An 18,557-nucleotide genomic window follows, 5' to 3' on the forward strand; every position below is an offset into this window, starting at 1 on the left:
GGTGAGGCAGCATGTTGAATGCCATACGGCAAGCGGCCTTGACCGGAATGGAAGCCGGCAAGCCCATGGCCGTTTTGTTTGGTGAGGTAATATCCGGCAATCCGCTGCAGGTAAACGTGGATCAGCGTTTTATCCTGGATGCGGATTTTTTGATTGTGCCCGATTCGTTAACCCGGCTGGAGCTGGACCTGAGCCATACCCATGGTTCCGGCGGGCAAGGCCTGGCTACCCCTGTGGTGATCCGTCCGGGGCTGGAAGCAGGGGATAAGGTCATTCTTCTGCGGGTGCAGGGCGGGCAGCAGTTTCTCATTATGGATAAGGTGGCGGTGTTATGATTCCAACCGGAGGACAGTTAACCACCGCTTTGCCCAGCAGAACCACGGTCCAACCCTCCCGGACCTGGAGGCTGGATGCGGAAACCGGACGTATAGCCGGAAAAATCGACGGTCTGGAAGCAGTGAAGCAGGCGGTTTTCAAAATCCTGCAGACGGAGCGGTACGCGTATATGGCCTACAGCTTCGACTACGGGGTGGAGCTGAAGAACTTGATGGGTCAAAGCCCTGCCTATGCCCAGTCTGAGCTGCGCCGCCGGATTGCCGAGGCGCTGCTGCAGGATGCGCGGATTCAGAATGTACGGGATTTTCAGTTTGAACAAACAGGAGACAGCATGACGGTACGGTTCACGGTGGAAAGCTCCGCCGGGACATTCGACCAGGAGGTGAATGCGATTGTATGAGCATCAGACTTATTCGGCGATTTTAGCCCGGATGCTGGCCCAGGTGCCGGATACGGAGGATAAGCGGGAGGGCAGCATTATCCATGACGCCCTGGCTCCGGCGGCGGCCGAGCTGGCTCAGGCTTACATTTCCCTGGATGCGGCCTTGCGGCTGGGTTTCGGGGATACGTCCAGCGGCGAGTTTTTGGACCGGCGCGGATCGGAAGTCGGTGTGGAACGAAAACAAGCCTCCAAGGCGCTGCGTAAGGGAGTATTTTGGAATACGGCGGGTCAAGCCCTGGATGTGCCCTTGGGAAGCAGGTATTCCTGCGATTCCCTGACCTTTGTGGCGGTACGACGTTTAGCGGCGGGACAGTTTGTATTGGAATGCGAGGCGGCGGGGGAAACGGGAAACCGCGCTTTGGGGAAGCTGCTGCCCATCTCCTACGTGGCCGGACTGGCCAGCGCCGAATTGACGGATGTGCTGTTGCCCGGGGAAGATCAGGAGAAGGATGAACAGCTGCGGGAGCGTATTCTGCAGAAGGTCCGGCAGCCTGCCACCAGCGGCAATGCCTCCCACTATATCCAATGGGTTACCTCGGTGACGGGAGTGGGCGCGGCCAAGGTGACGGAGCAGTGGAATGGACCCGGCACGGTGAAGGTCAGCATTGTGGATACGGACCGGGAGCCGGCTTCACCCGCGTTGGTGGAAGCTGCGGCAGCATATATTGAAACGGTCCGTCCAGTTTGTGTGGCGGTGACAGTGGTTTCGGCAGCGGGCTTGAGCATCCACGTAAAAGCCACCATTGTGCCGGCTATGGGCTACACGCTCCAGGCGATCCAGGACAGCTTCCATGCTGCGCTGGCGGATTATCTGCGGGGTGTGGCGTTTGCTGCAACTTATGTCAGCTTTGCCAAAATTGGGACGCTGCTCCTGGGCACTTACGGTGTGCTGGATTATACGGCGCTGACCGTTAACGGGGGCACGGCCAATGTGGTGCTGGCGGATAACCAGGTGCCTGTGGCCGGCACTGTGGAGCTGGGGGTGTAGCATGGCATATCCCGAACAGCAGGACGTATTTGTGGAAAAGCTGAACAAAAAGCAGGACGGCGGCGTGTATGTCATCGACGAGCAGGTTCAGCTGGCAGATGGCGCATATGAGGGTTTATTGGCCCATGACAATGCAATAAACAGCACGGTGAAGGTCTTCACCGGCCCCAAGCTCACCGGCCAGGAAATAATCGCATGGACTCTGTCCACGCCTGCGGAGACACCTTGGCGCAGACGCATCCGCATTTTTGCTGAGGCGGCGGTGGTATTTGTGAGCTACGAAACACCGGGGGACCAGGTGGAGGCGGATGATGTGAATGCGCTGCAGGAGGCCTTGATGGCCACGCAGGCGGAGTTGGACCGGTACAAAACGGTTGGGCTGGTGGATGGCGGATTATTTAATGAGGGGGAATGATGGATGGCTCAGACGATTAAGGTCCGGAGGGGCACTAGGGCGGAGCTGGTAGCCAGAGGCGCTCTTTTGGCCGGGGAAATGGGTTTTTGCACGGATACCAAGGAAGTATATATCGGGGACGGAACGGCGAATTTGTTCGTCGGCCGGGTAATGATGGGGCCTTACGCCTCCCGGCCCAGTGCGGCTGTGGCAGGACGGTACTATTTTGTCACCGGTGGCGGCACGAATAATGCCTATCTGTACCTGGACGATGGAACCCAGTGGGTGCGGATCAATGCCATCGGGCTGGCGGACTTGACCGGGACTCTGGACAATGTGGCGGATGGCAGTACCTATGGGAAAGTGCTGAAGGCGGATCTCACCGGCGGGCATGTTAGCAGGGTGTCCGACGGTACCAATACCAAAACGGCAGCGGAAATCAAAACCCATATTGATGATGCCACCAAGCACCGCGTCATTAACGACACCGGTGTGGGCGGCACAGATTTGTGGAGTGCGCAGAAGATTAAGAACGAATTGGATTTGGCCCGGGCGGGACAGGAGTATCAGGATAGCGTCAAGGATCAGAACCTGGCGGCACCTCCTGCGTCCCCAGCAGCCGGAGACCGGTATATTGTTGCTGCGTCTCCTACGGGAACGTGGGCGGGCAAAGCCGGGCAGATTGCGGAGTGGTCTGGTTCGGCTTGGATTTTTGTGGTGCCGACCGTGGGTATGACTGCCATTGTAGACGATGAGGCCAAACAATATACCTGGAATGGCACTATCTGGGCCCGCAGCGGCGGCGCGCTTCAAACTGTCACTGCAGGCAACGGTCTGACGGGTGGCGGCCAGGCGGATACGGTGGCTCTGCATGTAGGGGCGGGCTACGGTATTGATGTGGCGGCGGATACGGTTTCCGCAAAGCCGGGCAAGGGCATTGTGGTCAATGCCACCGGCATTGAGGCAAGCATCGATGCGGACAGCATCGTTTATGATACGGCCAATGGAAACCGGCTGATGGTCGCCGTCATTGATGGAGGGACTTTCTAAGAAGGGAGGCGGCGGCATGGCCAGAAAAGTATTAATTCAAGTGCGGCGCGGCGCAGAGTCCTCCATCGGCACGCTGGCCGCAGGGGAGCTGGGGTATTGTACGGATACCAGCAAGCTCTATATCGGCACTGCTACCGGGAATGTGCTCTTGGTCGCAGCCCAGAGCACCGGGGACATGCTGAAGGGCATCTACGACACCAATAACAACGGCAAGGTAGATGCGGCCGAGGTGGCGGACGCCGTCCCGTGGGCGGGGGTGACGGGGAAGCCGGGGACGTTTGCGCCGTCGGCGCATACCCACGACGCGCTGAGTGTAAAAAGCGACAACTGGAAGCAGGCGGACGCATTGCCTTCAACCTACGACCGGGGGCTGACGGTATTTTTCAGCAATAGTCCTACTAATCGTTTTGACGGAGTCCAATACTGCACCGTCATGACAGTGAAAGGCTACTCCAATATGGCGGCTGTGCAATATTTGTATCCGTATAACCAGGATAGCCCGACCCGGTACCGGTACGCCTTGTTCAATTCGGATGTTTGGCTGCCCTGGAGGCAGATAGCCGATACCGCCACCGTTATGCCCAAAGGGCCGCTTACCTGGGCTCAACTGCGGGGTGATGCGTAATGGCATACGGAAGCTCGCAATACGGGGTGTTGGGTTATAGCCTGGATGCTGAGAATCAGGGAGGAACGGAGCCGTATGTTCCGGATCTGCTCCGGTATCTGCCGGAATACTACCGGGTGCCTGGCGGCACTATGGTGGTATTGCAAGAATCGGCGGCTGGAGAGATCGGGGCGCTGCGTGACGGCATTAGCGATGTATTGGACCAGTATTTTGTCGGTTCCGCCACATGGGGACTTAGCCGTTGGGAGCAGGAGCTGGCTCTGAATGTAGACCCGAGCAAACCGGCGGAACGTCGGCGCAAGCAGATTTTGGCCAAACTCCGGGGGACCGGGACGGTTACCAAACAGATGCTGATGGAAACTGCGGCCGCCTTCTCTGGTGGTGAAGTAGAGGTGCTGGAGTACCCGGCCGAGTACCGGTTTGTCATCCGGTTCATCGGCTTTTTGGGCATTCCGCCCAATCTGGCGGAGTTCATGAAGCTGCTGAACCAAATTAAGCCGGCTCATGTGTCGTACACCTTCGAGTACCGTTACGTCATCTGGGAGACATTGAAGAATTACAGGCTAACCTGGGAAAAGGCCAAATCAATGACCTGGAATCAGTTGAAGACTTATGGAGGAGAGTGAAGAACGTGCAGACAACGAATAACTTAGGCCTGAAAAAGCCGGACAGCACAGATGTAGTGGACATAGCTGATCTTAATGGTAATGCGGATGCCTTGGACGGAAAATTCGGGGCATCCTCCGGTCACGGTCACACAGGGACAGCAGGTGATGGTCCCAAGATCGGGAGCAGCGGCCTGGCGGCAGGAGCTGCCACGGATACGGTGATCGGCAGCCGCACGGTAAGCGATAGCACAGCGCCTACGGGCGACAGTGGCACCCCAACCATCCTCTTCGGGTGGTTGGCCAACATGATCAAGGCTATCACAGGCGGAGCCACCTGGCGGACCCTCCCGGGGATGACTATTGCAGCAATCAAGACCATTTTGGACGCCGCAACGAATGCGGGTACGGCCAGCACCCTGATGAAGCGGGATACCTCTGGTCGGGCTCAGGTGGCAGCCCCTTCGGCGGCGGCAGATATTGCACGGAAGGATACAGTGGATGCGGTACAGAGCAGTTTGAACACTCATGCAGCATTGGGTAGCACTGCGCATGGGGCAACAGCGGCCCCAACTGTCAGCACCCTGATGGCACGTGATTCGGTAGGTCGGGCGCAGGTAGTGGCGCCGGCTGTGGCGGCTGATATTGCAAACAAGGGGTATGTGGACACGGCCGTGTCCGGCGCAACCATTCCGGATGCCAGCTTGACCGTTAAGGGAAAGGTGCAGCTGTCGAGTGTGGTCAACAGCACATCTGAGGTGTTGGCAGCTACGCCTAAAGCGGTGAAGGATGCTTATGATCGAGGGAGTGCGGGAGTGACGGCTGCTGCGGCGGCGCAGAGTGCGGCCAATGCAGCGCAGACTCGCGTTAATGACGCTCTCGAGATGCTAGCTGGTAAGGATGCAGGAGGAGATTTGAACAATGCAATCAAAGTTGGAGTTTACTCATGGGGACCTGGAACCGCCAACCGTCCAGAAAATGTGAATGGATATGGTATTTGCATCACCAAAGTTAACGGTGGGGATACCTATAACGGAGTAGACAACTGGTGTTTCCAAACGGCCTATCAAACCGGATATGGAGCTATGTGGATAAGAAGAAAAATAAATGCCGATACATGGACATCCTGGGTGAAAGTGTGGACAGCTGAAAATGACGGAACTGGCAGCGGTCTGGATGCGGATACGGTTGACGGAGTACACATTTCCAACATACAGACACCTAAAGTGACTGGTGACGATGGTTCCGCAATATCACTCTCCAGTGGGTTCGATGTAAATAACCTTAAGACTACTGGGTTTTACCGTGGCGATGCAACCAATAATCGGCCTCCAGTATCTCCAGGAAATCCGGCTGCATGGTTTTTTTATCAAGTAATTACCCACGATCCATCGTGGATAACCCAAGTGGCCTATGAGTATGGTACTACTATGATTTATAACCGGACATGTTCTGGAGGAGTATGGGGGGAGTGGAATCCAATGAGGGGTGGAACATACGTAGCGAGTAATACTGTCCGAGAGCAAAACTTAACGGAGTACTCAAATATTTACAGAAGCAGTGCTTTTGGATTGTTGGTTTATAAATTCGTACCCCGCTTTACCGGAGAGGTTGTTATCGCCGGGGAAGTCAGGGGAGCAGGAACCTCGACGGATAGTGATGACAATACTATTTATAATTACGGTGGATTCCGTGTGTGGGCGCCCAGGAGCAAAAGTCAATTCATAAGCGATGGTTATGGAGGGTATGGGGGTTCCATGGAATCACCAGCATATGGGCTCGGGCTGTTCGATTATCGAACTCCATTGGGTACTTATATAGCCTATGGTCAAGCTTACCAAGGAGAATATGGGCATGTGACATTCCCATATACTGTACTTGGAACAGTACAGACGATTAACACTTCTTATACTTACGGAGAATTGACCATAAGTGTACAAAGTGGGGTTCCGATTTATGTCTTTACTACTTGCCCCAACGGAGGCGCGAACTGTGCCTTAAGAAATATGCAGATAAAATATAATATTATCTAAGGAGGGATTTCTCCATGATTGCTGTTCTCTACGATTATTCGGGGTACGTGATCGGAACCAATGAGTACCTTACCGAGGAGGATGAAATTCAGCTTCCACATTTCTTTGTGGACAAATTACCACCTGAGCTGGAAAACATTCCTGAGAATCACCGGGTAAAGATTAATCCCCGTACCCAAGATATTACCTATGAAGCAATGCCTACTGTCTCTGATCCCACACCAACTGCGGCCAAACTTATAGCCCAAATGGTAGCGGAAAACATCGAAGTAGCCCTAGAACTAGCCCAAAACAAAAATAAATTTGACCAAATGGAGCAGGCCAATGCGGACCTGCTTTTTGTTTTAGTCGATAAGGGGGTACTTTAGATGGATTGGTTTACCTTGATAAAACGTTATTATGATACCGGACGATACAAGAAGGAGCAGTTACAGGTGTTTGTCACCGCTGGCAAGATTACAGCAGCGCAGGCAAAAGAGATTCTGGGAGAGTAAAGTGGTAAGTCCCTGGTGATAAGCCGGGGACTTATTATATGCATAGATAGGTAAAGAGAGAAAGTAACTAGATAATAGGTTGCCACCCAAACTAAGCTTTTACTATTGCTGACTTAGGCATCGAAGTCATCCATTTTGGAGTTGATTAATGTGCTGTTCAGTAAATGTGGAGCAGATGCATAGGAGTAATTAGTGTACCAATCTAGTTGCTATGTTTCCTTTAGGCTGGTGTGTGAGAGTTTTTGTAACATACATTGGTGCTTAAAGGATTGAAAGGAGATGTACAAACAAATATGACACAAAAAGACTGTCCCATGGCGTCGGCGCCGTGTGAGGAGCTGAAGGATACGGTCAAGGAGATGACCGAGGTCCGGTTGCAACTGCGGGAGGTGGTGACGCTGATGCGGGAGCTGACGGATCATTCCCGGCGGCTGGAGGTGCTGGAGAAGCTGGTGACGGACACCTCCAACGCCTCACGCTCCGCTCATCACCGCCTGAATGATATGCAGGCCGCCCAGCGCTGGCTGATCGGGCTAACGGTCACTATGGTGGGCACCGGCATTGCCAGCGCCACCTTATTAATTAAACTGATGGGCGGCTAATCACAGCCGTCCTCCAAGGAGGATATATCATTATGGACAACATTATCGAAATCGCCCAACCTTATCTGGAAACCATCGCAACCGCCATTATTAGCCTTTTGGCCATGCTCATTTTGGCCCTGATCGCTCGACTCCGCGTCAAGGTGGAGGCATGGCTCTCCGCAAGGACAAGCGCCGCCCAGCGGGAACTGCTGCATAAGCTGGCGGGGGAAGCTTACGCTTGGGTGGAGCATCAATATGCTACGGAGGACGGAAACCATAAGCTTAACGAGGCGGTGCGCTACGTGCTCGACCGGCTGCGACTGGACAAGATTGGTCTGTCGGCAGAGGATGTAACCGCCGCCGTCCAAAAAGCCTGGCAGGAGCTGGACGTGAAGAACCGGGGGGCTGCTTAAGATGGCAAAAGGCTTTGATACCGCCACCCGGTTAACAGCCGAGAAAGCCCAGGCGTTTGCCGCACAGGGTTTTATTTTTGTGGGGAGGTATCTGGATCATCCAACCAGCTGGAAGGCGCTTTCGGCCGTGGAGGCCAAGGATATTTCCGAGGCGGGGTTGCACATGGTCTCCCTGTACGAGCGCACGGCCAACCGCTCCAGGGAAGGTGCTATCGCGGGGCAAGCTGACGGCAAACAAGCGTTGACCTACGCCAAACAAGTTGGCCAGCCGGAGGGCAGCGCCATTTATGCAGCGGTGGATTATGATGCGCAGGCAGCGGACTATGACCGGATTGAAGCTTATATGCGGGCATTTGATGCGGAGATCAACGGGTATGAGTTGGGCATCTACGGCTCTTATGCGGTTTGCAAAGCGATGTACCAACGCGGGGTCACCCAAAAGCTGATGCAAACCTATGCCTGGAGCCGCGGGCAGGTATTCCCGCAAAACAGCATCTACCAATATGAAAATGACATCTCCGTCAACGGCATCGGCATTGATCGCTGTGAGTCCAACGGGGATGCTGGAGGGTGGCGAGTAGGGATGGCGGTTAAACCAGCAGCGCCGCAGCTTAGTAAAGAGGTGGCGGCCAATATTATCGACAGCTTTCTAAAAAAGCACTGGACCGAATGTGAGAAGGAACGGGTCAAGGCGGAGCAAGAGGGACGTTCCGCAGACGCGGAGGCGTGGAAGGGGCTGCGGGATTGGCAGCATCATCTGGCGAATGAACTGAGAGCTGCTTCAGGGATATTAATCGAGTAAAAATATGTTTATTCACCAAAATTCAACAATTTTTTCTATTTTTTAAGAGGAGTTCCTCCAATGAGCGCGAACCATTATTTGTTAACGGCTTCCAAGGCTGTTAATCAGACAAGGGAATACACATAGGAGGGATGGATTGTGAAGAGGTGGAGACAAACTGGAAGAACAGTATTACTGGCTGGATGCATTCTGCTGGCAATGAGCGAGGGAGCATCTGCTGAGGTAGGGCTTAAGCTAACCTTGAACGGAAGAGAGCTAACGGTTGAGCCTGCTCCGGTAAATCAGGAAGGGACCATATTGGTTCCACTTCGGCTGATCTTTGAGGAGATGGGGGCAACGGTGAATTACGATCCCGATACCGGTTTGATCACCGGAGCCAGAGGAGTCGATTCTGTAGAGCTGAAGGTAGGCTCATTCCAGGCCAAGCGCAATGGAGGGGATATGTCCTTGGAGCAGGCTCCCGTGCTGATTGGGGAAAAAACGTATGTCCCGGCAAGGTTTGTAGCAGAGGCTTTCGGCGCAGAGGTAAGCTGGGACGGAGCAGCTTCGACAGTGCATGTGGTTTCGGCTGACCGGACCTTGGAGCATACAGAGGAGCTAGGGGCGTTGAATGACCGGAAAAAGCCTACGCATTTGGCCCATCAAGGGAATGCCCGATTGCTTTGGTATTGGCAGGACGAGAGTCCGCACAATCATTTCTCCGGATACGCAGGTGAAGACGGAAACCTGTATTTTCCCAGTCATAAAGAAGTATTGACCTTGAGCCGTGAGGGCAAACTGCTGGGTCGCAAGCCTCTGGATACGGACCGGCTGGAAATGGCTACAACTATTCGGACCAGCAATGGCTTTAAGATCTCCATTAAAAACGGAGACAAAACCTACAGCTGGACAGATATTCCACTACCTGAAGATTCAAATTCGTCTTTCCCGTTCCCAAACAATAAGGATTATTCCTTTGTCTATGCACTCCTTGACCGGGAAAACAACCTGATTCTTGTAGATAAAGAGGGTTTGGCTGCATATGCTCCCGATGGCCGACGGCTATGGGGGCGTAAGGAATGGACTGATCCCTCCGGTAGAACGGTTTCCGCAAAGGACAGGCTGTGGGGAGGAGCGGTGGATAGCCAGAATAATTTTTACCTGACGTATGCCCAGAACTTTGTGGTTTTGAATAGCGCGGGAGAATTGCAGTTTGCCAAAAAAGGCCTGATGCGTTCCAGCATTATGGAGGATGGCACCATTCTAACTTCAGGCTCCGCATTCCGGGTGAGGGATGGAAAGCCTGTCCCGGTTGGACAGTCTTATTCAAACGGGGGGCGGGGTTACGAATCCAAGGAGGGAGAAAATACCGTCAGCAGGGCTGATCCTAATACAGGAGCTGTACAATGGACGTATACCTTGCCTGAGCAGGAACTGAATATGGGCTATTCCCTGTTTAACTCTACCTTGACCAGCGACAAGGCGGGTAATATGTACATTTCTACTACCGGCGGAAGCCTGCATAGTCTGGATCAGGAGGGGAATCTGCGCTTTATTTTGCAGGTAGACAACAAAACGATTTCAAGTGCGGAGGTCATTCCTTTATCCGCGTCCGAGTGTGTAGTTGTGGTGAACAATGCAATACTGTTTTTGAAAATGGAGTAGTAGAGCATATCCGAAAGCCAACCTGCCCAGAACAAAAAGCCGCATGACCCAACAGTCATGCGGCTTCCTACATATTTTACGCATTACGCGCTGCCGCTTTACGCTCTGCCGCTTCACACCCTGCGGCGCCAGCCTACCCCTCGATGCGTACCGCTTGGGCTTGCGCCTTCAGGCACAGCTCCGCGGCCATAAAGGCATGCTCTTGCGTCATGGCTTTTTCGGTGCGGTTCAGGCAGTCGAGGATCAGCTCGCCGAAGAAGGGATACCCCACTTGACCGTCCACATGGAAGTGGTACTCGCCCTCGCCATTGACCAGATACACGTGGTTGCTGGATTTGTCCCGGGCGATGTCGATATATTTGCGGAGCTCGATGTAACCCTCGGTGCCCAGGATCAGAGTCCGGCCATCACCCCAGGTGCCAAGGCCATTAGGGGTCAGCCAGTCCACCCGGAAATATTGGGTTGCGCCGTTATCCCCCAGGAGAGTCGCGTCGCCGAAGTCCTCCAGCTCGGGGTAATCCGGTGCGTTATAATTGGCCACCTTGCTGTGCAGGACCTGGGCGCTTTTGCAGCCGGCATAGAACAGGAACTGCTCTACCTGATGGCTTCCGATATCGCAGAGGATGCCGCCGTATTGCTCCTTCTTGAAGAACCAGTCCGGCCGGGAGGGGGCATTCAACCGGTGCGGGCCAAAGCCGGTCACCTGAACCACACGTCCGATAGCGCCCTGCTCGATGAGCTGTCCGGCATAAACCGCCGATTCCACGTGAAGCCGTTCGCTGTAGTACACCATATATTTCCGGCCGGTTTCCTTTACCTTGGCGCGAGCCGCTTCCAGCTGCTCCAGCGTGGTGAAGGGAGCCTTGTCCGTAAAATAGTCCTTGCCCGCATCCATCGCCCGCAAGCCAAGAGGTCCGCGTTCAGAGGTGATGGCGGCGCCTGCGATCAGGTGCACCTCCGGATCGGCCAAAACCTCCTCCTCAGTGGAGGCAATACGTACCTGCGAATAGGTCTTGGCGAAGGCTGCTGCCTTGGCCGGGTCACGGTCATACACCCACTTCAGGGTGGCACCCGCTTCCAGCAGGCCGTTTACCATTCCATAGATATGCCCATGGTCTAATGCAACCGCCGCGATTACAAATTCTCCCGCTTTAACCACCGGATTGGGTTTTCCCTTAGGCGCGTAATTCATTCCGTCACTCTTTTGCATGATGTGGTTTCCTCCTCATGGCTCATTATATTGCAGCCGCTTCCAATACTAAGCCAGCTTCAACACTGGTTTGGGATGGAAGCGCTTTTTTACATACCTAACGGAAACTTCGAACTTATGTTTTCGGAGACGTTGCCCCTTATAAAAGAATAGCCCAAGCCGGACAATAATTGTGATTCCCCATAGTTGAAAAAATAACACCAGATTGCGGTTATTAACTCTCACTGTGATATAGTAGAGATAGCCCGCTGCGGCGGTAGATGCTTACGAAGTGACGTTTGCTCCACAAACACTCACGATGAACCACGGGAGGATAAACCCATGTCATATATGGTGGGCCACTTCAGCGGGGAGCCCTTGCAGTTTGCCTATAAGCGCAAGAGTGTGAATTACGAGCATAAGGAAACCTTCCATTCCCATCTGGGCATGGAGTTTCTGTGGATCCACCAGGGCAAAGGCACCATGATCGTTAATAACAACAGCTACCCCATCAAGCCGGGTATGCTGTGTATGTTCCAGCCCTACCAGCTTCACCATCTGAGCCTGGATTATTCAGATAACCAATCCTTTGAGCGGTCCGTGGTCACCTTCGAGCCAACCCGGTTCGACAGTTATTTTCAAAAATGGCCGGCCTTACACAGCTTCTTCCAGTTTATCCACTTGGGTAAGCTTCCTTTTCCCTGCCTGTACGGGGTGGACGGCGGGGATGATTTGGAGCAGCTGTTCATCGATATGCAGGAGAGGCTGCCGTCTCTTCCCGGGAAGGACCGGAATGAGGAAACCTCCTTGTTTCTGGTCATCTTCTTCCGCAAGCTGAAGCAATTATGGGACAAGCAGGAGCTGCTGGATACGGATATGGACAGCCGCAGGAAAAACCATCAGGTGGAGCATGTTCTAAGCTGGATTGAGGCCAATTTTACTGCTCCGTACAGCCTGGAGGAAATGGCCCAGGCCTTGCATTTGTCACCCTACCATATCGCCCATTTGTTTAAGGCTGCAACCGGCATCACCATCTCGGATTATATCGCCACCCGCCGGATTCATCAGGCGGTCCACCTGCTGACCACCACCCACAAGCCGGTTTCTTTGATCGCGGAGGAGATCGGGCTGATGAACGGCTCTTATTTCTGCAGGCTTTTCAAAGCCCATATGGGGACCACTCCCTACCAATACCGCAAAAAATGGATCAAGCAATAGGCCGCTCTGCGGGATTGTTTGACCCTTCACCACAGCGGGTAAAAACGCCTATCCCAACATGAGGAGGCGGATGGCCATGGAGCCCGTGAATGACCGCGAGATCAAGGAAACGCGCATTGAAAAAAAGACGGACAACAGCGAAGTCATGTCGACCTTTATCAAGTATGCGGCGTATCTGATTATTTTCTTCGGTGTGTTGTATTTCCTGGTCCGGTATGTGTTCCCTATGTTCTAGGCTGTGTTTGCAAAAGAAGCATAGAGCATATGCATCCGGTGAATCAGCGGGGCAGCGGTGTGCAATCCGGCACACAGCGGCTCCGCTTTTTGCATTTACGCGGCGGCAGGCAGCGTCATCGAGATAACCGCGCCTCCTTCGGGGCAATTGCCGGCCTCAATCATTCCCCCGCAGCCCTCCACAATCGCCCGGGAGATGGCAAGCCCCAGCCCGGAATCCCCATCCTTGCCCTTCACGAAACGGTGGAACAGCATAGGCAAGAGCTCCTCCGGGAACCCGCAGCCGTCATCGGTCACCGACAGCCGCACCTCATCCTCTGCAACGTTTACCCTGATCACAATACCCGTCCTCGCATAACGCACGGCATTGGCAGACACATTCAGCAGCGCCTGCAAGAGCTTGTCCCGGTCGGCCCGGATGACGGGAGGACCTTCTTCGGGCAGCATTACCCGCACAGACAATCCCTTGGAATCCAGCATGGGATTGATCCGCTCCACAGCCTCCTCGATTAGTTCCGCCAGCGGAACCGGCACTACCCGGAACAGCTCCTCCGCACTGTCCAGCTTGGCCAGCAGCGTCATCTCCATCACCAGCTTTTTCACCCGGCCGCATTCACTGACAATGATGTCCAATCCCCGTTCCACTTGTTTTCCTTCAAAAAGCCCGTCCCGGATTCCCTCCGCATAGCCGGAAATAGACATCAGAGGGGTTTTCAGCTCATGGGAGGCGTTCTGGAAAAATTCCTTTTGCACCCGGATAAACCGGTTCAGCTCCCCGGCCATTTCGTATACGGCTTTGGCTACAGCTCCGATCTCCCCGCCGCCGCGGACCAGCCGCACCTGGGCGAACCGCCTTTCCTTCACCTTCTCCAGCTCCTCCTTCAGCAGCATCAGAGGGCGGATCAGCTTTCTTGTAAAAAGGAGGCTGAGCGCCGCCATGACCACTCCCCCGGCTGCGAAAATGATCAGAAATCTGCGCAGCAGCTCCTGCTCAATGGCCTTAATCCGGCTCACCGGTGTCAGCAGGGTCAGGGTCCCGGCGGGAAGAGCCTCCACCCGGGAAACATAGGCCGTATCGGTGCCGTTCCAGATCTTTTCCAAATTCACAGAGGGGGGGATTAAGGTGGAAGGGGAAATACCCACTGCAGGAGTCAACGGCGCAGCAGATTCCTCCCATAGGTTGGCGGTAACCACATTGCCCTCCTTGTCGGTCAGAATAGCTCTGACCTCGGAATAAGGGATGCTGATGCTCATGGGAACGCCAGTAGGACTGACATTCCCGGATACCTCGAAGGAGGAGACGGATATGCGGAGGCTCCCGTCCTCGTCTGCAGGGGCAAGGGTGGGGCCTGCAGAATCGCCTTGGTTTTGCATAGGAGCGGGTAAGGTTTCGGAAGCCTCATTCTGAACTCCAGATACGGCAGCCACCCCCAGCTTGGCGGTCATGGCGGCGCCCATGGTTTTGAGATCCTCCTTTTGCGCCCCGATAAAATGATCCATCAGCACAAAATGAATGACGGCTCCGGTTACCGACAGCACCAGAATCAGCGATATGGCAAAGGCAAGATTAATCTGATAGACCAGCTTCAAGCTGCTCAGCCTCCCCGATGCGGAATCTGTACCCATGACCCCAAATGGCCTCGATGGGCAGCTCCGGCATTTTTTTGCGCACCCGTTTGATCAGATGGTCTACGGCACGGTCACTGCCGAAATAATCGTCGCCCCACACCAGCGTCAGCAGCTCCTCCCGGGTAAACGCCCGGTTGGGATGCAGCGCCAGCACATGCAGCAGCTCGAATTCCTTCATCGTTAGCTCCACTTCCTGCTGGTTCCAAAAGATTCTGCGTTCCTCCGGCAGCACATGCAGAGCTCCCCAGACCAAACGCTGTGAAGCGGCGGGCGGCCCCCCAGCGGACTGTAAACCCGGGCTGTTCTCTTGCGTTCGGTACCAGCGGTGGAGGAGCCGCTTGATCCTTGCGGTAAGCTCCCGGAGGCTGAAGGGTTTGGTCAGGTAATCGTCGCTGCCCAGCTCCAGTCCCAGCACCTTGTCCACCTCGTGGTCCCGGGCGGAAATCATGATGATCGGCACCTCGGCCTCCCGGCGGATCAATTGGCAAAAGGCGTAGCCGTCCATACCCGGCAGCATGATGTCCAGCACCCACAGGTCCGGCGGGTCCCTCCGCCACAGCTCGAGAGCCTCCTCCGCCGAAGCCAGTCCGGCTGTCCGGTATTGCTCCTTCTTCAGGCACGCCTCCACCAGCTCCCGGATATGGGTATCGTCATCTACAACAGCAATATAAAAAGGACGGTTCATCGTCACAGCTCCCGTTCGTAAGGTTGGTTCCATTATAACAAGCCGCAGGGTTGGCGGACGGCCTGCCATTGTTTTTCCACAAATTCACCAATCTCCTGCCATGGTCCCTCGGTAGACTGGGGATGTTAGACAAACCAGACGAAGGAGATGTTCAACCATGTCATTACCTATTATTTTGGCCAAAAGTTTGCTGTCCCTCACGCTGTTATCCGCTGTCGCTCCGGCAGGAGGAGGCGGTGCCGGATCTACCGATGGAGTGAAGGATAGCGGAGGTGTGTCTGCCGGGAACGTTCAAGTGACCCGTGCGGTAGCCGCTTATGACGGGACAAATGTGACGTCATTTGCTCTTGCCTCGATTCCCGATCCTCTGGAGCTGGCCAAAACCTATGCCCCGGAAACAGTGGAGGAATGGACTCGCACATTGGAGCAATACAAGGAAAAAGGCAAAGCCCAGACGTACAGCGTACACCTGACGTCACCCACGGAGGGAGGAGAGGATGTAACAACGCTCCCGGTGGAGATTGCGGTCCGGGCCATGCCGGCATTAAGAGTTGATGGGGAAACGGAGGCCGTTCCGGATGAAGCTGCCCCGAAGCCCTTGTCCGTGGATATCCGGCGGGCTGTGGTGGTGGAGGATGAGCAATTGGAGGGTGTGGATTCTGCCGCCGTTTCCCCTGTGTTGAAGGTGTTTCCCCTGGACGAAGGGATTGTGAAGGCACAGACTGCTGTGGCCCAAGCACTGGAAGCCGGGGAAAATGGTGAAATCCGCACCGCACTTCATGATTTGTTGACAGCGTACCAAGCGTTTTTGGCAGAAAAATAATGTTCGGGCAGGTTCTTCATTGCCGCTCTTTGCTCTTACGGGCAGGGGGCGGTTTTTTTGTTGAATGGAAGGGGTTGACATCTAAATTAAAAATGTCATAATGAATATATCAATATTATGATATTAAAAGGATGGAATGAACATGGAACCTCTAAACCGTGAAGGAATGGAAGACGAGAACGTGGATGAACATGCCGGCAATTACACCTCGGCCAGCTACCGGACCCCTGACGGAGCTCCGGCGGATATTGTGATTTTCACCATCTCCTCCCGGGAAAAGGATACGGCCAAAAAAGCGCTGCCCGTGCAGGAGCTTCAGGTGCTGATGATCCGCCGCAAGAAATGGCCTCATGAAGGGCAATGGGCCTTGCCGGGGGGCTTTTGCATGGAGAAGGAAAGCATGTATGAATGCGCCCTCCGGGAGCTTCAGGAGGAAACCGGCGTCGCGGATGTCCACATGGAGTATTTCAATGTATACAGCAAACCGGGCAGGGATCCGCGGGGCTGGATGATTTCCCATGCGTTTTTTGCGCTGGTGCAGGAGGAGGCCCTGGCTAACCGGCAGGCGGCTTCCGATGCGGAGGATGTTCGGCTGATGACCGTCCGGGAGGCATTGGCGATGGAGCTGGCTTTTGACCACAGGGAGATCCTGGAGGATGCGCTCGGCAAGGTGAAGGAGAAGATGCTGACCACCACCATCGCCCGGGAGTTCCTGCCCGAGGAGTTTACCTTAAGTGAGCTGTACCAGGTGATCCAGGCGGTGGTGCCGGAGTTCGAGGAGCCTAATTTTATCCGCAAAATTACCTCCACCAAAAGCCGCCAGGGGATTCTGGAGGAGGCAACCGATGAGGAGGGGCGTCTCCGTTATTCCAGCCGTTATTCCCAACGGGCGGCGAAGCTGTACCGGTTTACGAATTTGACGCCGCAGCTGTCCATCTATAGCTAAGATTAACAAAACTCCCGAAACCACGGAGATTTTGGCAACAAAAGCGGATACTTATTTCCTCGCAGCTCCTGAGTTGGGGCACATTGCACAAAAAGGAGGCGGAACATATGAGTGAGCTGCTGCTGAACCAAAGCGGAAGCCTGCTGGACAAAATAAAGGGCGGGCTGTTCGGTGTGGCCGCCGGGGATGCGCTGGGCGGGACGACGGAGTTTATGAGTGTTGCCCAGGTGAAGGCAACTTACGGCTTTCTGACGGAGATCATCGGCGGGGGCGTGTGGGGACTGGCACCGGGTGAGGTGACGGATGACACCATGATGACCCTCTGTGTGGCGGAGGGGATTCTGGAGAATCCGGCGGAGCCTATGGGAACCATCGGCCGCCTGTTCCGGGAGTGGTATGCGGGCGGGCCCAAGGATGTGGGCAACATCATCCGGCAGGTGCTGGAGCGGTATGAGGGCAACTGGTATGAGGCGGCTTTTGTAGCGCATCTGGACTTGGGGCAAAGCGCGGGCAACGGCTCCCTGATGCGGTGTTTGCCTGCTGCATTGGCGTATGCCTCCTTGGAGCAGGTGGAACAGGTTTCCCGCCTCCAGTCGCGGATGACCCACTACGATGAACGCTGCGACGAAGCGTGTATTCTGTACAACCGGATGGCTTGGCGCCTTTTGCAGGGAGAGGAGCTGAAGGAGGTTGTCCGGCAGGTTGTGGCCGGGACGGACTATGCCGTTGGTTTGGGCACGGAGCCTTTGTGCTCGCCCAGCGGGTTTGTGGTCGACACCTTCCGCTGGGTGCTGTATCTGCTGCTGGACTCGGCCTCCTTCGCGAAAACCATCCAGCGGGCCGCCAATCTAGGCGGCGATTCGGACACCATCGGCGCCATTGCCGGAGGGCTGGCCGGCCTCTATTACGGGTATGCGGCCATTCCCGGAGAGTACCGTGAGGCCATCCTGATCAAGGGTCGGCTGTCCGCCGCCGCGGAAGCCCTGTACCTGCTGCGGCAGGGCGGAGCGGGAGTGGAAGGAGCAGGAGTGTGATTCAAATGCTACAGCAGCGGCCAGATGGGGAGTGGCGTGCTGATGCGCAAACCATTTCTCGGCTGTCTCCAATGCATCCCGGCCCCCCGACAGCCCAACCACTGCCTCTATTACATCCCGTCGTCTAACGGACACAGGGGATCTTATTCCGCGAAAACAGCTGGTTTACTGGGACTAACGGACACAGAGGACGCTATTTGGGTGGAAAACGGGAGAATGGGGCACGGGGCAAGCAAATAGCAGCGCTCCAGTCCGTTAGAATTTGAAGCGGGCGCTTTTGGGAGGAATAACGCCTCTGGTGTCCGTTAGGTTCGCACCGTGCCTTCATCGAGGATAAGTTTGGAGTCTGCAGGTAAGACGCCGCATCACGCAATACCCTTCCCACGAGA

The 18,557-nt window shown here is 55.0% G+C and carries 22 protein-coding genes; 19 read left to right on the plus strand and 3 right to left on the minus strand.

Annotated features, from left to right (window positions below; translation table 11 throughout):
* Nucleotides 1–11: 11 nt before the first annotated feature.
* The 14 genes from ACI1P1_RS12870 to ACI1P1_RS12935 all read left to right on the plus strand — a co-directional run bounded on the left by ACI1P1_RS12870 (nt 12) and on the right by ACI1P1_RS12935 (nt 10,410).
* Nucleotides 12–335 (plus strand): DUF2577 domain-containing protein, encoded by a 324-nt coding sequence (locus ACI1P1_RS12870; protein ID WP_416216790.1) that lies wholly within the window; start codon nt 12–14, stop codon nt 333–335.
* Complete coding sequence (locus tag ACI1P1_RS12875; protein ID WP_416216791.1) at nt 332–736, plus strand: DUF2634 domain-containing protein; 405 nt, start codon at nt 332–334, stop codon at nt 734–736. Before ACI1P1_RS12870 ends, ACI1P1_RS12875 begins: the two co-directional genes overlap by 4 nt.
* Nucleotides 723–1,766, plus strand: coding sequence for a baseplate J/gp47 family protein (locus tag ACI1P1_RS12880; RefSeq protein ID WP_416216792.1), 1,044 nt, complete (start codon nt 723–725; stop codon nt 1,764–1,766). The genes ACI1P1_RS12875 and ACI1P1_RS12880 overlap by 14 nt, the downstream gene beginning before the upstream one ends.
* A gap of 1 nt (nt 1,767) precedes the next feature.
* The gene (locus tag ACI1P1_RS12885; RefSeq protein ID WP_416216793.1) at nt 1,768–2,181 is read left to right on the plus strand and encodes a phosphoglucomutase; all 414 of its coding nucleotides are present in this window, start codon (nt 1,768–1,770) and stop codon (nt 2,179–2,181) included.
* A 3-nt stretch (nt 2,182–2,184) separates the two neighbouring features.
* Nucleotides 2,185–3,210 (plus strand): DUF2793 domain-containing protein, encoded by a 1,026-nt coding sequence (locus tag ACI1P1_RS12890; protein WP_416216794.1) that lies wholly within the window; start codon nt 2,185–2,187, stop codon nt 3,208–3,210.
* Nucleotides 3,211–3,226: 16 nt separating this feature from the next.
* Nucleotides 3,227–3,835, plus strand: coding sequence for a hyaluronate lyase N-terminal domain-containing protein (locus ACI1P1_RS12895; RefSeq protein WP_416216795.1), 609 nt, complete (start codon nt 3,227–3,229; stop codon nt 3,833–3,835).
* Nucleotides 3,835–4,461, plus strand: a complete 627-nt coding sequence (locus tag ACI1P1_RS12900) for a putative phage tail protein (protein ID WP_416216796.1) — start codon at nt 3,835–3,837, stop codon at nt 4,459–4,461. The genes ACI1P1_RS12895 and ACI1P1_RS12900 overlap by 1 nt, the downstream gene beginning before the upstream one ends.
* 5 nt (nt 4,462–4,466) lie before the next feature.
* The gene (locus tag ACI1P1_RS12905) at nt 4,467–6,473 is read left to right on the plus strand and encodes a pyocin knob domain-containing protein (protein ID WP_416216797.1); all 2,007 of its coding nucleotides are present in this window, start codon (nt 4,467–4,469) and stop codon (nt 6,471–6,473) included.
* A 14-nt stretch (nt 6,474–6,487) separates the two neighbouring features.
* Nucleotides 6,488–6,841 (plus strand): hypothetical protein, encoded by a 354-nt coding sequence (locus tag ACI1P1_RS12910; RefSeq protein ID WP_416216798.1) that lies wholly within the window; start codon nt 6,488–6,490, stop codon nt 6,839–6,841.
* Nucleotides 6,842–6,967 (plus strand): XkdX family protein, encoded by a 126-nt coding sequence (locus ACI1P1_RS12915; RefSeq protein WP_416216799.1) that lies wholly within the window; start codon nt 6,842–6,844, stop codon nt 6,965–6,967.
* A 293-nt stretch (nt 6,968–7,260) separates the two neighbouring features.
* On the plus strand, nt 7,261–7,569 hold the full coding sequence (locus ACI1P1_RS12920; protein WP_416216800.1) for a hypothetical protein: 309 nt from the start codon (nt 7,261–7,263) through the stop codon (nt 7,567–7,569).
* Nucleotides 7,570–7,601: 32 nt separating this feature from the next.
* Nucleotides 7,602–7,964 (plus strand): phage holin, encoded by a 363-nt coding sequence (locus tag ACI1P1_RS12925; protein WP_416216801.1) that lies wholly within the window; start codon nt 7,602–7,604, stop codon nt 7,962–7,964.
* A 1-nt stretch (nt 7,965) separates the two neighbouring features.
* Nucleotides 7,966–8,766, plus strand: coding sequence for a DUF1906 domain-containing protein (locus tag ACI1P1_RS12930; protein WP_416216802.1), 801 nt, complete (start codon nt 7,966–7,968; stop codon nt 8,764–8,766).
* Between the two features lie 138 nt (nt 8,767–8,904).
* Complete coding sequence (locus ACI1P1_RS12935; protein ID WP_416216803.1) at nt 8,905–10,410, plus strand: copper amine oxidase N-terminal domain-containing protein; 1,506 nt, start codon at nt 8,905–8,907, stop codon at nt 10,408–10,410.
* Between the two features lie 133 nt (nt 10,411–10,543).
* Here ACI1P1_RS12935 and ACI1P1_RS12940 read toward each other — a convergent pair whose 3' ends face one another.
* Complete coding sequence (locus tag ACI1P1_RS12940; RefSeq protein ID WP_416216804.1) at nt 10,544–11,620, minus strand: Gfo/Idh/MocA family protein; 1,077 nt, start codon at nt 11,618–11,620, stop codon at nt 10,544–10,546.
* A 321-nt stretch (nt 11,621–11,941) separates the two neighbouring features.
* On the opposite strand from ACI1P1_RS12940, the gene ACI1P1_RS12945 reads away from it, so the two are divergent.
* Together ACI1P1_RS12945 and ACI1P1_RS12950 are read left to right on the plus strand one after the other, a co-directional pair.
* Nucleotides 11,942–12,817 (plus strand): helix-turn-helix domain-containing protein, encoded by an 876-nt coding sequence (locus tag ACI1P1_RS12945; protein WP_416216805.1) that lies wholly within the window; start codon nt 11,942–11,944, stop codon nt 12,815–12,817.
* Nucleotides 12,818–12,893: 76 nt separating this feature from the next.
* Complete coding sequence (locus ACI1P1_RS12950) at nt 12,894–13,052, plus strand: hypothetical protein (protein ID WP_416216806.1); 159 nt, start codon at nt 12,894–12,896, stop codon at nt 13,050–13,052.
* Between the two features lie 95 nt (nt 13,053–13,147).
* Here ACI1P1_RS12950 and ACI1P1_RS12955 read toward each other — a convergent pair whose 3' ends face one another.
* Both ACI1P1_RS12955 and ACI1P1_RS12960 read right to left on the minus strand, forming a co-directional pair.
* Complete coding sequence (locus tag ACI1P1_RS12955) at nt 13,148–14,641, minus strand: sensor histidine kinase (protein ID WP_416216807.1); 1,494 nt, start codon at nt 14,639–14,641, stop codon at nt 13,148–13,150.
* Nucleotides 14,619–15,365, minus strand: coding sequence for a response regulator transcription factor (locus ACI1P1_RS12960; protein WP_416216808.1), 747 nt, complete (start codon nt 15,363–15,365; stop codon nt 14,619–14,621). The genes ACI1P1_RS12955 and ACI1P1_RS12960 overlap by 23 nt, the downstream gene beginning before the upstream one ends.
* Nucleotides 15,366–15,522: 157 nt before the next feature.
* Here ACI1P1_RS12960 and ACI1P1_RS12965 point away from each other — a divergent pair, with 157 nt between their 5' ends.
* From ACI1P1_RS12965 to ACI1P1_RS12975, 3 genes are all read left to right on the plus strand, one after another.
* The gene (locus ACI1P1_RS12965) at nt 15,523–16,188 is read left to right on the plus strand and encodes a hypothetical protein (protein WP_416216809.1); all 666 of its coding nucleotides are present in this window, start codon (nt 15,523–15,525) and stop codon (nt 16,186–16,188) included.
* A gap of 166 nt (nt 16,189–16,354) precedes the next feature.
* The gene (locus ACI1P1_RS12970) at nt 16,355–17,134 is read left to right on the plus strand and encodes an NUDIX hydrolase (protein WP_416216856.1); all 780 of its coding nucleotides are present in this window, start codon (nt 16,355–16,357) and stop codon (nt 17,132–17,134) included.
* 107 nt (nt 17,135–17,241) lie between these two features.
* Nucleotides 17,242–18,168: an ADP-ribosylglycohydrolase family protein gene (locus tag ACI1P1_RS12975; protein WP_416216810.1), complete on the plus strand. Its 927-nt coding sequence runs from the start codon at nt 17,242–17,244 to the stop codon at nt 18,166–18,168.
* Nucleotides 18,169–18,557: the final 389 nt, after the last annotated feature.

The sequence above is a fragment of the Paenibacillus mesotrionivorans genome (assembly GCF_046098205.1).
In the GTDB taxonomy this organism is placed as follows: Bacteria; Bacillota; Bacilli; order Paenibacillales; family NBRC-103111; genus Paenibacillus_AR; species Paenibacillus_AR mesotrionivorans.

Bases quoted from the DNA above. Each gene is read 5' to 3' on its own strand.
- ACI1P1_RS12900 (WP_416216796.1), top strand. From the start codon at position 3,835: ATGGCATACGGAAGCTCGCAATACGGGGTGTTGGGTTATAGCCTGGAT.
- ACI1P1_RS12940 (WP_416216804.1), bottom strand. From the start codon at position 11,620: ATGCAAAAGAGTGACGGAATGAATTACGCGCCTAAGGGAAAACCCAAT.
- ACI1P1_RS12970 (WP_416216856.1), top strand. From the start codon at position 16,355: ATGGAAGACGAGAACGTGGATGAACATGCCGGCAATTACACCTCGGCC.
- ACI1P1_RS12930 (WP_416216802.1), top strand. From the start codon at position 7,966: ATGGCAAAAGGCTTTGATACCGCCACCCGGTTAACAGCCGAGAAAGCC.
- ACI1P1_RS12915 (WP_416216799.1), top strand. From the start codon at position 6,842: ATGGATTGGTTTACCTTGATAAAACGTTATTATGATACCGGACGATAC.
- ACI1P1_RS12960 (WP_416216808.1), bottom strand. From the start codon at position 15,365: ATGAACCGTCCTTTTTATATTGCTGTTGTAGATGACGATACCCATATC.
- ACI1P1_RS12885 (WP_416216793.1), top strand. From the start codon at position 1,768: ATGGCATATCCCGAACAGCAGGACGTATTTGTGGAAAAGCTGAACAAA.
- ACI1P1_RS12945 (WP_416216805.1), top strand. From the start codon at position 11,942: ATGTCATATATGGTGGGCCACTTCAGCGGGGAGCCCTTGCAGTTTGCC.
- ACI1P1_RS12975 (WP_416216810.1), top strand. From the start codon at position 17,242: ATGAGTGAGCTGCTGCTGAACCAAAGCGGAAGCCTGCTGGACAAAATA.
- ACI1P1_RS12875 (WP_416216791.1), top strand. From the start codon at position 332: ATGATTCCAACCGGAGGACAGTTAACCACCGCTTTGCCCAGCAGAACC.
- ACI1P1_RS12880 (WP_416216792.1), top strand. From the start codon at position 723: ATGCGATTGTATGAGCATCAGACTTATTCGGCGATTTTAGCCCGGATG.
- ACI1P1_RS12920 (WP_416216800.1), top strand. From the start codon at position 7,261: ATGACACAAAAAGACTGTCCCATGGCGTCGGCGCCGTGTGAGGAGCTG.
- ACI1P1_RS12925 (WP_416216801.1), top strand. From the start codon at position 7,602: ATGGACAACATTATCGAAATCGCCCAACCTTATCTGGAAACCATCGCA.
- ACI1P1_RS12895 (WP_416216795.1), top strand. From the start codon at position 3,227: ATGGCCAGAAAAGTATTAATTCAAGTGCGGCGCGGCGCAGAGTCCTCC.
- ACI1P1_RS12870 (WP_416216790.1), top strand. From the start codon at position 12: ATGTTGAATGCCATACGGCAAGCGGCCTTGACCGGAATGGAAGCCGGC.
- ACI1P1_RS12910 (WP_416216798.1), top strand. From the start codon at position 6,488: ATGATTGCTGTTCTCTACGATTATTCGGGGTACGTGATCGGAACCAAT.
- ACI1P1_RS12965 (WP_416216809.1), top strand. From the start codon at position 15,523: ATGTCATTACCTATTATTTTGGCCAAAAGTTTGCTGTCCCTCACGCTG.
- ACI1P1_RS12890 (WP_416216794.1), top strand. From the start codon at position 2,185: ATGGCTCAGACGATTAAGGTCCGGAGGGGCACTAGGGCGGAGCTGGTA.
- ACI1P1_RS12950 (WP_416216806.1), top strand. From the start codon at position 12,894: ATGGAGCCCGTGAATGACCGCGAGATCAAGGAAACGCGCATTGAAAAA.